This window comes from Roseovarius sp. D0-M9 (assembly GCF_037083805.1).
Lineage (GTDB): Bacteria > Pseudomonadota > Alphaproteobacteria > Rhodobacterales > Rhodobacteraceae > Roseovarius.
Map to the genome: position 1 here is coordinate 25550 of NZ_JBAPKZ010000023.1, position 13354 is coordinate 38903.

14 protein-coding genes are annotated in these 13354 nt (G+C 64.4%); 9 read left to right on the top strand and 5 right to left on the bottom strand.

All coding sequences use genetic code 11. From position 1 onward, the window contains the following. The first annotated feature begins 55 nt into the window (after positions 1 to 55). On the top strand, positions 56 to 1042 hold the full coding sequence (locus tag V8352_RS14800) for a zinc-ribbon domain-containing protein (protein WP_336425070.1): 987 nt from the start codon (positions 56 to 58) through the stop codon (positions 1040 to 1042). A gap of 42 nt (positions 1043 to 1084) precedes the next feature. Further along, the gene (locus V8352_RS14805; protein WP_336425071.1) at positions 1085 to 1957 is read left to right on the top strand and encodes a DMT family transporter; all 873 of its coding nucleotides are present in this window, start codon (positions 1085 to 1087) and stop codon (positions 1955 to 1957) included. Positions 1958 to 2007: 50 nt separating this feature from the next. On the opposite strand, the gene V8352_RS14810 is transcribed toward V8352_RS14805, so the two are convergent. The 5 genes from V8352_RS14810 to argH are packed head-to-tail and all read right to left on the bottom strand — an operon-like array spanning position 2008 to position 7856. Then, positions 2008 to 4638, bottom strand: a complete 2631-nt coding sequence (locus tag V8352_RS14810; protein WP_336425072.1) for a TIGR02302 family protein — start codon at positions 4636 to 4638, stop codon at positions 2008 to 2010. 28 nt (positions 4639 to 4666) lie between these two features. Next, the gene (lysA, locus tag V8352_RS14815; RefSeq protein ID WP_336425073.1) at positions 4667 to 5932 is read right to left on the bottom strand and encodes a diaminopimelate decarboxylase; all 1266 of its coding nucleotides are present in this window, start codon (positions 5930 to 5932) and stop codon (positions 4667 to 4669) included. A 60-nt stretch (positions 5933 to 5992) separates the two neighbouring features. Continuing rightward, positions 5993 to 6298 carry a DUF2834 domain-containing protein gene (locus V8352_RS14820; RefSeq protein ID WP_336425074.1) on the bottom strand — a complete coding sequence of 102 codons (306 nt, stop codon included), beginning with the start codon at positions 6296 to 6298 and terminating at the stop codon, positions 5993 to 5995. Beyond that, entirely contained in the window at positions 6295 to 6468 is a 174-nt protein-coding gene (locus V8352_RS14825) for a hypothetical protein (protein WP_336425075.1), read from the bottom strand. Before V8352_RS14825 ends, V8352_RS14820 begins: the two co-directional genes overlap by 4 nt. Further along, complete coding sequence (gene argH / locus V8352_RS14830) at positions 6465 to 7856, bottom strand: argininosuccinate lyase (RefSeq protein WP_336425076.1); 1392 nt, start codon at positions 7854 to 7856, stop codon at positions 6465 to 6467. Before argH ends, V8352_RS14825 begins: the two co-directional genes overlap by 4 nt. 21 nt (positions 7857 to 7877) lie before the next feature. On the opposite strand from argH, the gene V8352_RS14835 reads away from it, so the two are divergent. From V8352_RS14835 to V8352_RS14865, 7 genes are all read left to right on the top strand, one after another. Next, entirely contained in the window at positions 7878 to 8489 is a 612-nt protein-coding gene (locus tag V8352_RS14835; RefSeq protein WP_336425077.1) for a TlpA family protein disulfide reductase, read from the top strand. A 96-nt stretch (positions 8490 to 8585) separates the two neighbouring features. Beyond that, positions 8586 to 9749, top strand: coding sequence for an alpha-hydroxy acid oxidase (locus tag V8352_RS14840; RefSeq protein ID WP_336425078.1), 1164 nt, complete (start codon positions 8586 to 8588; stop codon positions 9747 to 9749). A 90-nt stretch (positions 9750 to 9839) separates the two neighbouring features. Next, positions 9840 to 10517 carry a DUF998 domain-containing protein gene (locus tag V8352_RS14845; RefSeq protein WP_336425079.1) on the top strand — a complete coding sequence of 226 codons (678 nt, stop codon included), beginning with the start codon at positions 9840 to 9842 and terminating at the stop codon, positions 10515 to 10517. Between the two features lie 3 nt (positions 10518 to 10520). Beyond that, the gene (locus V8352_RS14850) at positions 10521 to 11033 is read left to right on the top strand and encodes a DUF421 domain-containing protein (protein WP_336425080.1); all 513 of its coding nucleotides are present in this window, start codon (positions 10521 to 10523) and stop codon (positions 11031 to 11033) included. A gap of 150 nt (positions 11034 to 11183) precedes the next feature. Continuing rightward, positions 11184 to 11852: a 50S ribosomal protein L25/general stress protein Ctc gene (locus tag V8352_RS14855; RefSeq protein WP_336425081.1), complete on the top strand. Its 669-nt coding sequence runs from the start codon at positions 11184 to 11186 to the stop codon at positions 11850 to 11852. Positions 11853 to 12144: 292 nt separating this feature from the next. Then, positions 12145 to 12858 (top strand): aminoacyl-tRNA hydrolase, encoded by a 714-nt coding sequence (gene pth, locus V8352_RS14860; protein ID WP_336425082.1) that lies wholly within the window; start codon positions 12145 to 12147, stop codon positions 12856 to 12858. 66 nt (positions 12859 to 12924) lie between these two features. Next, entirely contained in the window at positions 12925 to 13311 is a 387-nt protein-coding gene (locus V8352_RS14865; protein ID WP_336425083.1) for a DUF2237 family protein, read from the top strand. Positions 13312 to 13354: the final 43 nt, after the last annotated feature.

Here is a 13354-nt window from a genome sequence, read left to right on the forward strand (position 1 = left end):
GGTGATAAAGATCAGGAACAGCCTGGCAAATGGACAGAGGGTGACAGGTGCAAACATGAGGCTGACATGCCCCAATTGCGGAGCGCAATACGAAGTTCCCGATGAGGTGATCCCGCAAACGGGCCGTGACGTGCAATGCTCGAATTGCGGCGACACGTGGTTCCAGCCTCACCGCGACCATGCTGCGGCCGGCTCAGAAGATGACGCCGAGGGCGTTACGCCCGCAAAAGACGACTGGGAAGAGCCAGAGGCCCCTGCCGCCTCGCCGCCGCCCCCACCTGCGGCAGAGGACTTCGCGCCCCCGCCCAGCGACACACCCCAGCCCAGTCGCCCAAAGCCCGCGCAGCCTCAGCGACCCCAGCGGCCCGAGACAGCCACCCCGGATGCCGCGCGCACCGATGGCAATCGGCCCGAGCGACGCGAGATCGACCCCTCCGTGGCCTCCGTTCTGCGAGAAGAGGCCGAGCGCGAGAAGCGTGCCCGTGCCGCCGCGCAGGGCGGTGTGGAAACCCAACCCGATCTGGGACTGAAAGACGACGAAGGCGAAAGTCGCCGTCAGCGCGAGGCACGCCAGCACATGGCGCGTATGCGCGGAACCGACAAAGGGACGGGCGCGGGCGATACAGCCGGGGACACTGCGGGAAACACGGACGACGATGATCTGAATGACATCGACCCCAAATCGCGCCGAAGCCTCTTTCCCGATATCGAGGAAATCAATTCATCGCTTGGTCCCGAACCCGCGCCCTACGCACATGCCGGATCATCCGAATACGAGCCTTATCCCGAGCCCGAGCAGCAGGCGCGCGGCGGATTCCGGGGCGGTTTCCTGTTGTCCCTTCTGGTGGCGGTTCTGGCCCTTCTGGTCTATGTCTTCGCCGCGCCAATCGCAGCCCAGGTTCCCACGCTTGAGGGCGTCCTGGCCGATTACGTCACTTGGGTCGATGGCCTGCGCGTCTGGCTGGACGGTCAGATCGCCGCGCTGATGCTCTGGCTGGATAGTGTCGTGGCGGGCACGCCCGGCGGTGGTGATGGCGGCTGATAAACATATGGCCGCCAAGTGACCCTCTTTCGCGGTAGCCATATGGCCCCCGTGACGCTGACTTTCATCTCGGCCATCATGTGGGGGCTGTGGTGGATTCCCGTGCGCTGGATCGAGGGCATGGGTCTGACCGGGGCGCAGGCCAGCTTTGTGTGCAACATGGGTGCGGTCGTCGCCATTGCAGGCTATATGCTGATCAAACGTGTCAGCCTGCGCATGACGCCAAGGGTCGTGCTGGGCGCGGGCCTGATCGCGCTGTCGTTCTCCTTCTACTCCATCGCGCTGACATTTTCCGACGTGGTGCGGGTGATCCTGCTGTTCTACCTCGCCCCCGCGTGGAGCAAGATCATCGAGTGGGCCTTTCTCAAGCAGCCTTGGCGCTACAGCTCGACCCTGATGCTGCTCCTCGCGCTCTTAGGGGCGTATCTGGTCGTGGGCGGAGACCTGTCTCTGGCGTCGCTCAACATCGGCGATGTTCTGGCCCTCATCGCTGGGGTGTCATGGGCCATTGGCGCCACGCTGATCTTTACTGGGGCATCGCCCCAAACCTCGGCGCTGACGTTGGCAACGGTGATCTGGGGGGCCCTGCAATCGCTGATCTTCGCGCTCCTCATGGGCGAGACCCTCAGCCCCGAGGCAGGCACGGCCGTCATAGGTATCTCGCTGGTGCTGGGCGCACTCTATCTTGTGCCCCTGATCGGGCTGACGATGTGGGGGGCAATGTCCCTGCCGCCCGCCCTGCTCAGTTTCCTCTTTACGCTAGAAATCGTGTCGGGCGTGGTGTCGGGCGCCCTTTTGCTGGACGAGCCCTTCGGGTTTTACAGGGCGGCAGGCGGTTTGATGATCTTTGGTGCGGCGATGTTCGAAGCGGTGATGACGCTGCGCGCCCCGGTCAGTTCGAGAACCCCCGTCTGAGCCTCCGACCCAAGACAGCCGGACGCGCCAGCCAGTTCAGAGCCAGACGCTCAGAACCGTTCCAGCAGCCGCTCCAGATAGTCGCGCTCGACTTCCGGCCGCGCGCCCTCGCCCGAGCGGCGGCGCAGCTCGTCCAACAGCTCGCGCGCGCGGCGATACACATCCTCGCCCTGAAGCAGATTGCCATCGGTGCCCGCACGATCACCCTGACCGGGCGTGCGCCCCAGCGGATCGGACTGCTGCCCGCCCGTGGCGCCGCTGGCCTGGCCCTGACCGCCCTCGCGGTTGCCCTGCTCTTCGGCCATCGCCTCGCCCAGACTGCGCATCCCTTCGCGCAGCGCATCCATCGCCTCGGACTGGCGGTCGATTGCCTCGGCAAGGTCATCTTGCCTCAGCGCCTCTTCGGCACCGTCCATCGCCTCGCCTGCCCGGTCAAGCGCACCGCGCGCGTCATCGCCCGCCTCGCCACTGCCCGGAAGGCTACCGCGCTGGCGTTCGAGTTCCTGGCGCAGCGCCTCTTGCCGCGCGGCCAGATCGCCGGGCTGGCCGCCCCCCTGCCCGCTTTGCTGGCGATCGCCTTCGGCGCCGTCTCCCTCGCCTTGATCCTCGCCGCCTTGGTTTTGGCCGCTTTGACCCTGGCCCTGGCCACTCTGCCCCTCGTGGCTCTCACCGCGGCCCTGACCGCCGCTTCGCCCCTCGTTGCCCTGGCTTTCGCCCGCTTGGGCGCCGGGGTTGAACTGCTCCTGCAAGTCCCGGAATGCCTGATCCGACAGCCCTTGCTGCTGGCGTAGCGTATCGGCCAGCCCCTCCATCGCCTCTTGGCCAGGGCTGCCTTCGCCCTGCCCCTGCTGGCCTTCGGTAACGCGCATGTTCTCCATCATCTCTTGAAACTGGCGCAGCGCCTCTTCGGCTTCGGCCATGCGGCCCTCGGCCATCAGGTCCTGAATGCGGTCCATCATGTCCTGCAAGTCCTGCTGGCTCAGCATCGTCATGTTCTGGTCGCCCTGATCGGGTTGGTCCGTGCCGTTCTCACGCTGCGCCTGCTGGGTCTTCTGCCTCAGGTAATCATCGGTCGCATCACGCAATTCCTGCATCAGGCGCGCGACCTCGTCCTCGCTTGCGCCATTGCGCATCGCCTCGCTTAACCGCTCCTGCGCCTCACGCATCCGCTCTAGCGCATCCTCGATATCGCCATCCTCCAGCGCTATGGCCAGATCCCACAGTGCCTCAGCCAATGCGTCGCGCGTCTCTTGGGTCACCCCGCCACCGTTAAGCGACGCCTCGAGCCGTCGCAGGATCGTGCGCAGTTTGAGAAAATCGGCAGAATCGCGAAACAGCTTTTCTTCGGGCTGATACGACACCGCCCGGATCACCTGCGCCACGCGGCGCGCGTTGTCGCGGCTCCACAGCAGGTCCCGGCGCTGCTCGATGATCGCAGCCGCCAGCGGGTCAAAGAACCGCCGCGCCGGCAGATCCATCCGGTAGGGCGCGCTGGCGCCGATCTGGCCGGCTGCATCCTCGGCCCGGATCGTCAGCGTCACCGGCAGATGCACCCAAGGGTGCTGCGACAGGTTTTCGACCAGCGCCTCGGTGAACTCCGTGCGCCCGCCGGTAACCGGCAGCGGCAGGTCAAGCGTGATTGGCTCGCGCGCCTCGGGCTCGGGCGCAAGGCCATAGCGGCGGTCCACCGCCTCCAGATCCAGCGCAAAGGTCGCCGTGCCGCCCACCACGCCATAGTCGTCACTGGCCTTGTAGGGCTGGCTCATCTGCCCATCGAACGTGGTCTTGGCGCCCTCGGGGACAACCTGCGCCGTGGGCGCCGCATCGGCGAGCGCGCGAATGTCCCAACTGCGCCCGCCCGGCCCCTCGATGGCCAGCGTGCCGTCCTGCGCGATGTCAAATCCATGCGCTGCATCCGTTGCGGCGCCCAGCCCCTCGGTGCGGCCCGAGACCGTCTCGGACAGCGCCAGCGCGCCGACCTCGCCGTAAAGGCGTATCATGACGCGGCTGCCCTCGGGCACCTCGATCTGCGTGCCCTGATCGGCCAGATAGAGTGTGGGCAACCCGGTGTAGACCGGCGGCTCGATCCACCCCTCCCAAGTGGGGCCAGCAGCCAGCGCGCCGCCGCCCGGCAGGATCTGCGCAGGGGTCGTGATGCGCCAGACCGAGCCAAACAGGAGCGCAACGACCAGCCCCAAAAGGGCGATATACCGCAGACCAAACGCATCCAGCCGCGCGATCCTCAGATCCGGCTTGGGCGCGCGCGCAGCGGCGGCGGCATGCTCCATCCGGGTGCGGTGAACCTGCCAGAGCGCCTCGGACGCGGCGTCGCCCCGCCCGACCGCCTGCGCATCGCCCAGCGACTGCAACGGTCGCCCCGGCAGCGTCGCATCGAGCCGCGACAGCGCCTCGCTCCTGCGCGGCCAGCGAAATCGCGCCAGCCCCACCACCAAAAGCGCCAGTGCGCCAAGGCCTGCGGCAATCGCCGCGCCCATTATGATTTCAAAGGAAAAATGGTCCTGCACGCCCAGCATCAACGCCGCGCACACCGTAATCACAAGCGTCCAGAGCGCCCAGAACGCACGTGCCAGGCGCTCGGCCAGCAACCCTGCCCAAGTCAGCGTGAGCGGGCCGCGCAGCCGCGCGCGCAAGGGTGTTGTCAGATCGGATGGTTGGGCCATTCACCTCTCCGGATGGGGCCGCAACGCGTTACAGCCATTCGGGGATGGTATCTCGATTTATCATCTCGTCAAAGGTCGGACGTGCCCGGATCACGGCAAAGTCATGCCCATTCACCAGAACTTCGGGAATGAGGGGCCGGGTGTTGTACTCGCTGGACATGACCGCGCCATAAGCCCCAGCACTGCGAAACGCCACCAGATCACCCGCCGCCAGCTGCGGCATCATCCGCTGCCGGGCGAAGGTATCGCCGCTTTCGCAGACCGGGCCGACGATGTCATAGGGACGCTGGTCGGCCCCTGCCTCCGGCTCGGCGACCGGTACGATATCGTGCCATGCGTCATACATCGCGGGCCGGATCAGATCGTTCATCGCGCCGTCGAGTATCAGGAAATCACGCCCCTCGCCGGATTTGACATAGATGACCTCGCTCACCATCAGCCCCGCGTTGCCCGCGATCAGCCGGCCAGGCTCGATCTCGATCTCGCAACCCAGATGCCCCAGCGTTTCGCGCACCAGCGCGCCATACTCCGTCGGCAGCGGAGGCGCCTCATTCCCGCGCGCATATGGAATGCCAAGCCCCCCGCCAAGGTCGAGGCGCCGGATGTCATGCCCATCGCCGCGCAGCACTTCGGTCAGCTCGGCCACCTTCTGATAGGCCATGCGAAACGGCTCAAGCTCGGTCAACTGGCTGCCGATATGCACGTCGATACCGATAGCCTCGATACCCGGCAGATCCGCCGCAAGGCGATAGACCTCGCGCGCGCGCCCGATGGGAATGCCGAACTTGTTCTCACTCTTGCCGGTGGCGATCTTGGCATGGGTCTTGGCGTCCACATCGGGATTGACCCGCACCGTGATCGGCGCGACCACCCCCAGATCGACGGCAACGGCGCTCAGCGCCTCCATCTCGGGCTCGCTCTCGACATTGAACTGCCGGATCCCGCCCTCGAGGGCGAGGCGCATCTCGGCCCGCGTCTTGCCCACGCCCGAGAAAACGATGCGCTCGCCGGGCACGCCTGCGGCGCGGGCGCGCAGGTATTCGCCCCCCGATACCACGTCCATGCCCGCCCCGAGCCGCGCGAGCGTCTTGAGGATGGCCACGTTGCTGGCCGCCTTCATCGCATAGCATACCAGGTGGTCCATCCCGGCCAGCGCTTCGTCGAACAGTCGAAAATGCCGCTCCAAGGTAGCGGTCGAATAGACGTAAAAGGGTGTGCCCACCGCGGCCGCGATCTCGGCCACAGGCACATCCTCGGCATGCAGCGCACCGCCCTTGTAGAGAAAATGATCCACGCTTATCGGTCCTTGCCGCCCTCAGGGCTTCATCTTGGAAAAAATACTCAGAATCCGCCGTCAGCCCTTACGCAAACGCAGATATAGATAAAGCGGCAATCCGCAACTCACCCCGATGCCGAAGGTCGCCGGAATGGCGATCAGGCGTGCCCAGTCGCGGCTGCGCCACGTCTCGACCAACACCAGCAGGGTCAGTGTAACGGCGGCGATCGTCAAATCCCAGACCAGCCCGCTGGTGGCCGCATTGGCGTGCCACGCCTCGACCATACCGCCCAGATCGAAACCATTCTCCGCAAACCAGCGCAGGAAATAGGTCATCGGATGGATCGTGCCCCAGACCGCCAGAGCGAGAAAGACATATCTCACAGCACAACCCCCGCATGCGCCGAGACCGTCCCGCCGATCGGCCCGCTGGTGACGGGCCTTTGGTTCTTGGCCGGGGCCAACTCGTCCTGACTGCCGGGCCGAATGGGCGCGCCATCGACGCCGCAAGCGGAAACCGCGGTCAGCGCCATCAAAATCACGACAATTCTCATCCCAAGATCTCCTGCCAGCGCGCGACCTGCGCGCGCACATTGTCGGGTGCCGTGCCGCCATAGCTGGTGCGGCTTGCCACCGAATTATGCACGCCCAGAACGCCGAATACATCCCCCGTGATCGCCGCATGCACGCCCTGCATGTCCTCGAGCGTCAGATCCGGCAGATCGCAACCCTTGCCCTCGGCCAGCGCCACCAGCGATCCGGTGACGTGATGCGCCTCGCGGAATGGCATGCCGAGCACCCGCACCAGCCAGTCGGCAAGGTCGGTCGCGGTCGAAAACCCGGTCGCGGCGGCGGCCTCCAGCACATCCTGCTGCGCGCTCATGTCGCGCACCATCCCCTCCATCGCGGCCAGCGCCAGCATGAGGTTGTCGGCGGCGTCGAACACCTGCTCCTTGTCCTCCTGCATGTCCTTGGAGTAGGCCAGCGGCAGACCCTTCATTACCAGCGTCAGCGCGACATTGGCGCCGAATATGCGCCCGATCTTGGCGCGGATCAGCTCGGCGGCATCGGGGTTCTTCTTTTGCGGCATGATGGACGAGCCGGTCGAGAAGCGGTCCGACAGTGCCACGAAACGGAATTGCGCCGAGGACCAGATCACCAGCTCTTCGGCCATTCGGCTAAGGTGCATGGCGCAGATGCTGGCCGCGCCCAGAAACTCCAGCGCGAAATCACGGTCGCTCACCGCATCGAGCGAGTTGGCCGAAGGCCGGTCAAAGCCCAGCGCCTGCGCCGTCATGTCGCGGTCGATGGGAAAGCTGGTGCCAGCCAGCGCAGCCGCGCCAAGGGGGCATTCATTCATGCGCGCCCGCGCATCGCGCACCCGGCCCAGATCGCGGGCGAACATCTCGACATAGGCCAGCATGTGATGGCCCCATGTCACCGGCTGCGCGACCTGCAAATGGGTGAAGCCGGGCATGACCCAATCGGCCCCCGCCTCTGCCTGCGCCACCAGCGCACGCATCAGCGCCTCCAGCGCGGTCTCGCTCGCGTCCAGCTGATCGCGCACCCACAGGCGGAAATCGGTCGCCACCTGATCGTTGCGCGAGCGGCCCGTGTGCAGGCGGCCCGCAGGCTCTCCGATCACCTCTTTCAGGCGCGCTTCGACATTCATGTGAATATCCTCAAGCGCGGCGGAAAACGCGAAATCCCCGGCCTCGATCTCGGACAGCACTGCATCCAGCCCTTCCGTCATGGCGCGCGCGTCACTATCTGTGACGATACCCGTAGCCGCCAGCATCGCGGCATGGGCCTTCGATCCGGCGACATCCTGGGTCGCCATTCGCTTGTCGAACCCGATCGAGGCGTTAATTGCCTCCATGATCGCATCGGGTCCGGCGGCGAAACGGCCGCCCCACATCTGGTTCGAAGTCTTGTCTGCCATGCCTGATCCTTCGGAGGAATTATGAGCCTGTCACGTTCCAAACTGCTTTATCCCGCCCTTGCCTTGGGCGCAATCGCGGCAGGTCTCTTCATCTTTCTGGGCGGCGCACCGGAGGCTGCGCGAGAGACCCCGAGCCGGGACTATGCGGCGCTGGCCGCAGGTCTCGAGGGTGACATGAAAAAACTGAACTTCCATGCAGAGCCCAAGACCATCTCTGCCAGCACTTTCGTCACCGAGGCGGGCAACGAAACGACGCTGGCACAATATGAGGGCAAGCATATCCTGCTGAACTTCTGGGCCACATGGTGCGCGCCCTGCCGCAAGGAAATGCCCATGCTGTCCGAATTACAGACCGAATTCGGCGGCGAGAGCTTCGAGGTGGTCACACTGGCCACGGGCCGCAACGCGGTGCCTGCGATCGAAGAGTTCTTTGACGAGATCGGCGTGACCAATCTGCCGATGCACCGAGACCCCAATCAGCGCGTCGCGCGCGACATGGGCGTTCTGGGCCTGCCGATTACCGTGATCATCGACCCGTCGGGCCGCGAGATCGCCCGCCTGCAAGGCGATGCGCATTGGAGCAGCGAGAGCGCCAAGGCGCTGATCGCCGAGCTGAGTGCCGCGCCGGAGTGACGCACCCCGGATTTTTGCTTAACGATCCGGCCCCATTGCGGGCCGGCGTCCTCTGCCGCTAAGAGTGCGCTCAGCTGCACTGCCGGAGGTCCGTCCATGCCCGTCATCACCAACATCGAGGATCTGCACCGGATCTATCGCCGCCGTGTGCCGCGCATGTTTTACGATTACTGCGAATCGGGCAGTTGGACCGAACAGACGTTCCGCGCCAACAGCTCGGATTTCACCGAGATCCTCCTGCGCCAGCGCGTCGCCATCGACATGGCGGGCCGCACCACGGCGAGCAAGATGATCGGGCAGGATGTGGCGATGCCCGTCGCCCTTGCCCCCGTGGGCCTTACCGGCATGCAAAGCGCGGATGGCGAGATCAAGGCCGCGCGCGCCGCAGCAAAATTCGGCGTGCCCTACACGCTCAGCACCATGTCCATCTGCTCGATCGAGGATGTGGCCGAGAACACGGACAAGCCCTTTTGGCTTCAGGTCTACACGCTCAAGGATGACGCGTTCATGCAGCGCCTCTTTGACCGCGCCAAGGCCGCCAAATGCTCGGCCGCCGTCATCACCGTCGATCTGCAAATGCTGGGCCAGCGGCACAAGGACATCAGGAACGGCCTGTCCGCCCCGCCCAGGCTGACAGCGCGCAGTTTGGCAAATCTGGCCACCAAGGTGCCTTGGGGCCTTGAGATGCTGGGCACCAAGCGCCGTAGCTTTGGCAATATCGTCGGCCATGCCAAGGGCGTGGCGAACCCCAGTGACCTGACGTCGTGGACCAACGAGGCATTCGATGTCTCGCTGGATTGGGATCGCATCCGGCAGTTTCGCAAGATGTGGGACGGCCCGCTTATCATCAAGGGCATCATTGATGCACGCGACGCGCGCGAGGCGCTGAACGTGGGCGCCGATGCGATCATCGTCAGCAATCATGGCGGACGGCAGCTCGATGGCGCGCTCAGCTCGATCCGGGCACTGCCGCAGATCATGGACGCCGTGGGCGGCAAGATCGAGGTGCATCTCGACAGCGGCATCCGCTCGGGTCAGGACGTGCTCAAGGCGCTCGCGATGGGCGCGACCGGCACCTATATCGGCCGCGCCTATATCTATGGCCTCGGCGCAATGGGCGAGGCGGGCGTGACCCGCGCGCTCGAGGTGATCCACAAGGAACTGGACGTGTCGATGGCCTTTTGCGGCCATACCGACATCAAGGATGTGGGCCGCGATATCCTGATGATCCCCAAGGGCTTTTCGGACGGTTGGATTTAACCCGACAGGCGCGCCGCGCCCGAAGGGAGGAACGATACCTCAAGCGACACGTTTACCTTGGTGGGCCACCGCCAAGGGAACTGCGACAGAATGCCAAGCACCGAAGACACCAGCGCGCGGCCCAATGCCACTCCAAAGTCCGGCCAACGGGATGAGCGGCCATGGCTTCTGATCTTGCTGGGGGCAATGGGTATTGGTGGCTGCGCCGCGCTTGTCATCGGTACGGTGGTCGCGCCGCTCTTTGTGCCCGATTACAACTGGGTGGCGGACACGATCAGTGATCTGGCCGCCGGCGAGTGGGAAATCATCATGGACGTCTCGCTCTACGGATTTGCCGCAGGCCTGATGGCCATCGCGCTCGCCGCATCCCACGTTCACTTGGGGAAAAGCGGGTGGAGCATTGGCGTCATGTCCCTTGCCGTGCTGTCAGCACTGGTCATCATAATCGGTGCGCGCAATGAATATGGCGACAACGACAACGAAGGCGTCGTGATCCACATCTATCTGGTCTATGGCCTCGGCGTGCTCTTCACGGTGACAAGTGCTGTGATGCAGGCCGGGCTGCGCGCATCCGGCCATGCGCGCGCGGGCCGGTGGCTGATCGGCTTCGGGCTGGCATGGGCCATCATGGTGCCCGTCTATCTGATGTCTCCCACCTCGATCGACGGTGTGCTGGAGCGCATCCTCGGTGTCTTTGCCTGCGGCATGGTCGTTGCCTTGTCGCTGGTCTTCCTCCGGCGCGGGCGAGACACGAGACGGGCGGAGTAGACCATGGAATATCTGGAAATCGCCGGACAGACCCTGTTAGCCGTTTTCGCCGTCATTGCTCTGGCACGGGTGAACGGCCTGCGCTCCTTTTCCAAGATGTCGAGCTTTGATTTCGCGCTGACGATCGCTGCGGGCTCGGTGCTTGCCACCATGATGACCAGCGACAAGACGCCTTGGCCCGGTTTCACCGCGCTGGTCGTCCTGTTCGCCGCTCGACACGCCATATCGGCGGCGCGCAGGCGCTGGAGATGGATACAGTGGCTGACCGACAACACGCCCTTGATACTCTATTATGAAGGGCATCTGTATGAGGAGAATCTGACGCTGTCGCGCATCACCCGAGACGAGCTGCGCGCCAAGCTACGAAAGGCGAACGCAATCAGTACAGATTGCGTGCGCGCGGTAGTGCTGGAGTCCACGGGCGACGTCAGCGTCCTGCAAGGCGAGACGCTGGACCCTGATCTTTTGCGCGGCGTGTCATGGGGCCGCGCACAGGCCCCACAGCATCTGCGATAGCACAGGCACGGAAATCGCGGCCATCGGCGCGGTCTTGGCTTCTTTGCGCCTTTGCCCCTTCCCATCGGGCCACAAATCCTCTATGCGAGCGGCTTCACGCGGGGCTACAGCCTTGGAGGAGCCCCGCCCTTATCTGATGGAGAATTACACATGGCTGGAGAAATTCCTGATCTTCACGCCCAGGAACGCACGGGGACAGGCAAGGGCGCCGCTCGTGCCGCACGCCGCGAGGGCATGGTTCCGGGTATCGTTTTTGGTGGCGACAATGATCCGCTGCCCATCAACATTCCTTTCAACGTGCTGCTCAAGCGGCTCAAGCAGGGCCGATTCAAGTCGACCCTCTTCAACCTGAAGGTCGAAGGCCACGATGACGTCCGTGTCATCTGCCGCGACGTTCAGCGCGATGTGGTCAAGGACCTGCCGACGCACCTCGACTTGATGCGTCTGAAGCGCACGACCAAGATCAACCTGTTCATCCCGATCGACTTCCAGCACGAAGACGAATGCCCGGCCATCGACAAGGGCGGCGTTCTGACCACGATTCGCGGCGAAGTGGAACTGCTGGTGACGGCAGGCGACATCCCCGAGACGCTGACCGTTGATCTGAGAAAGCTCGAGAACATCGGCGACACGATCACGATTTCCGACATCACGCTGCCCGATGGCGCAGATCTGGTGATCAAGGATCGCGATTTCATGATCTGCAACGTCTCCGCACCTTCGGCTCTGAAATCCGACTCCGAGGACGAGGGTGAGGCAGAAGCGGACGAGGTCCCGACCATCGAGCAGGATGACGACATCCCGCCGACGGACGATTGATCCCGGCCCGTTCCCGAAGGAACGCTGGAAAATGACAGGACGCGGCGCTGGGATCAGCGCCGCGTTTTTTCGTCGCGAAAGCAGCTTGTCGACCGGAGGCGTGCAGCGCCCCTGCCTCGGACCAAACCGTTTTATTGGCACTTCAGCTGCAACCGGCCAAAGACGCGGCGCAGGTCACAAGGACTCGCCGGGGTGACTTTTTGATCCACGCACCGGTCTGCACTGGGCAGCGGATTGATCGCAGGCCGCCAAACGCGTAGGACTTGGCGCGCATTCATCTGAAAGGCATCCCATGCTGATCTTTGCAGGGCTGGGCAACCCCGGCGCGAAATATGCGGGCAACCGGCACAACATCGGCTTCATGGCCCTTGACCGGATCGCCGCAGATCATGGCTTTGGGCCTTGGAAGCCGCGCTTTCAGGGCCTTGTCAGCGAGGGAAAGCTGGGCACGGAAAAGATCATCCTGATCAAGCCGAGCACCTTCATGAACCTCAGCGGTCAATCAGTGGGAGAGGCAATGCGCTTTTTCAAGCTGGAGGCGCCGGACGTGACCGTCTTTCACGACGAAATCGACCTCGCCCCCGGCAAGCTGCGCGTCAAGGATGGGGGCGGGCATGCGGGCCACAACGGCCTGCGCTCGCTGCACCAGCATATCGGCCCGCATTATACGCGCGTGCGCATGGGCGTCGGCCATCCCGGCCACAAGGATGCGGTGCCCGGCTATGTGCTGCATGACTTTGCCAAGGCCGATCAGGATTGGCTGGACGATGTGCTGCGCGGCTGTAGCGACGGCGCCGCGCATCTTGCCGCGGGCGACAACGGCAAGTTCCAGAACGCCGTCGCGCTGCGCACGGCGCCGCCGCGCTCGTCCGGTGGAACCGGGCCGGGGCGCGCCAAGCCAGAGCCAGCCGCACCTGAGCCCACGCCAAAGCCGGATCCAGCACCAGATCCTGCACCCAAAGACACCCGCACGGCGCTGCAAAAGCTGGCCGACAAGTTCCGCTGACGCCCGCTGCTTGCCGCCACGCAGCTGCGTGCTAAGCTTGCACCAGACAAAGAAAGGCACGCGATCATGCAAAAAGACGCCCCGATCAATGTTCTCGGCACGCCCCTTCAGGAATGTTCTTCCACCGATCCGGTCACCGGATTTTTCCGCGATGGTCACTGCAATACTTGCGCCGAAGATCGCGGCAGCCACACCGTCTGTGCCCAGATGACCGCCGAATTCCTCGCCTTTTCGAAATATGTTGGCAATGACCTCAGCACCCCGCGCCCCGAATTCGGCTTTGCCGGGTTAAAGCCGGGCGATCAATGGTGTCTGTGCGCGGGGCGCTTTTTCCAAGCCCACGAAGAGGGCTGCGCGCCTACGGTCGATCTTGATGCCACGCATCAGCGCGCGCTGGATATCGTGCCCCTCGATGTCTTGCGCCAACACGCAAGTCAGCCCAGCGAGGACTGATCTCTTGCGTCTCGCCTCGGGGGCGAGCGGGACGCGTCACCGC

Bases quoted from the DNA above. Each gene is read 5' to 3' on its own strand.
- V8352_RS14800 (WP_336425070.1), top strand. From the start codon at position 56: ATGAGGCTGACATGCCCCAATTGCGGAGCGCAATACGAAGTTCCCGAT.
- V8352_RS14805 (WP_336425071.1), top strand. From the start codon at position 1,085: ATGGCCCCCGTGACGCTGACTTTCATCTCGGCCATCATGTGGGGGCTG.
- V8352_RS14810 (WP_336425072.1), bottom strand. From the start codon at position 4,638: ATGGCCCAACCATCCGATCTGACAACACCCTTGCGCGCGCGGCTGCGC.
- V8352_RS14825 (WP_336425075.1), bottom strand. From the start codon at position 6,468: ATGAGAATTGTCGTGATTTTGATGGCGCTGACCGCGGTTTCCGCTTGC.
- argH (WP_336425076.1), bottom strand. From the start codon at position 7,856: ATGGCAGACAAGACTTCGAACCAGATGTGGGGCGGCCGTTTCGCCGCC.
- V8352_RS14835 (WP_336425077.1), top strand. From the start codon at position 7,878: ATGAGCCTGTCACGTTCCAAACTGCTTTATCCCGCCCTTGCCTTGGGC.
- V8352_RS14840 (WP_336425078.1), top strand. From the start codon at position 8,586: ATGCCCGTCATCACCAACATCGAGGATCTGCACCGGATCTATCGCCGC.
- V8352_RS14845 (WP_336425079.1), top strand. From the start codon at position 9,840: ATGCCAAGCACCGAAGACACCAGCGCGCGGCCCAATGCCACTCCAAAG.
- V8352_RS14850 (WP_336425080.1), top strand. From the start codon at position 10,521: ATGGAATATCTGGAAATCGCCGGACAGACCCTGTTAGCCGTTTTCGCC.
- V8352_RS14855 (WP_336425081.1), top strand. From the start codon at position 11,184: ATGGCTGGAGAAATTCCTGATCTTCACGCCCAGGAACGCACGGGGACA.
- pth (WP_336425082.1), top strand. From the start codon at position 12,145: ATGCTGATCTTTGCAGGGCTGGGCAACCCCGGCGCGAAATATGCGGGC.
- V8352_RS14865 (WP_336425083.1), top strand. From the start codon at position 12,925: ATGCAAAAAGACGCCCCGATCAATGTTCTCGGCACGCCCCTTCAGGAA.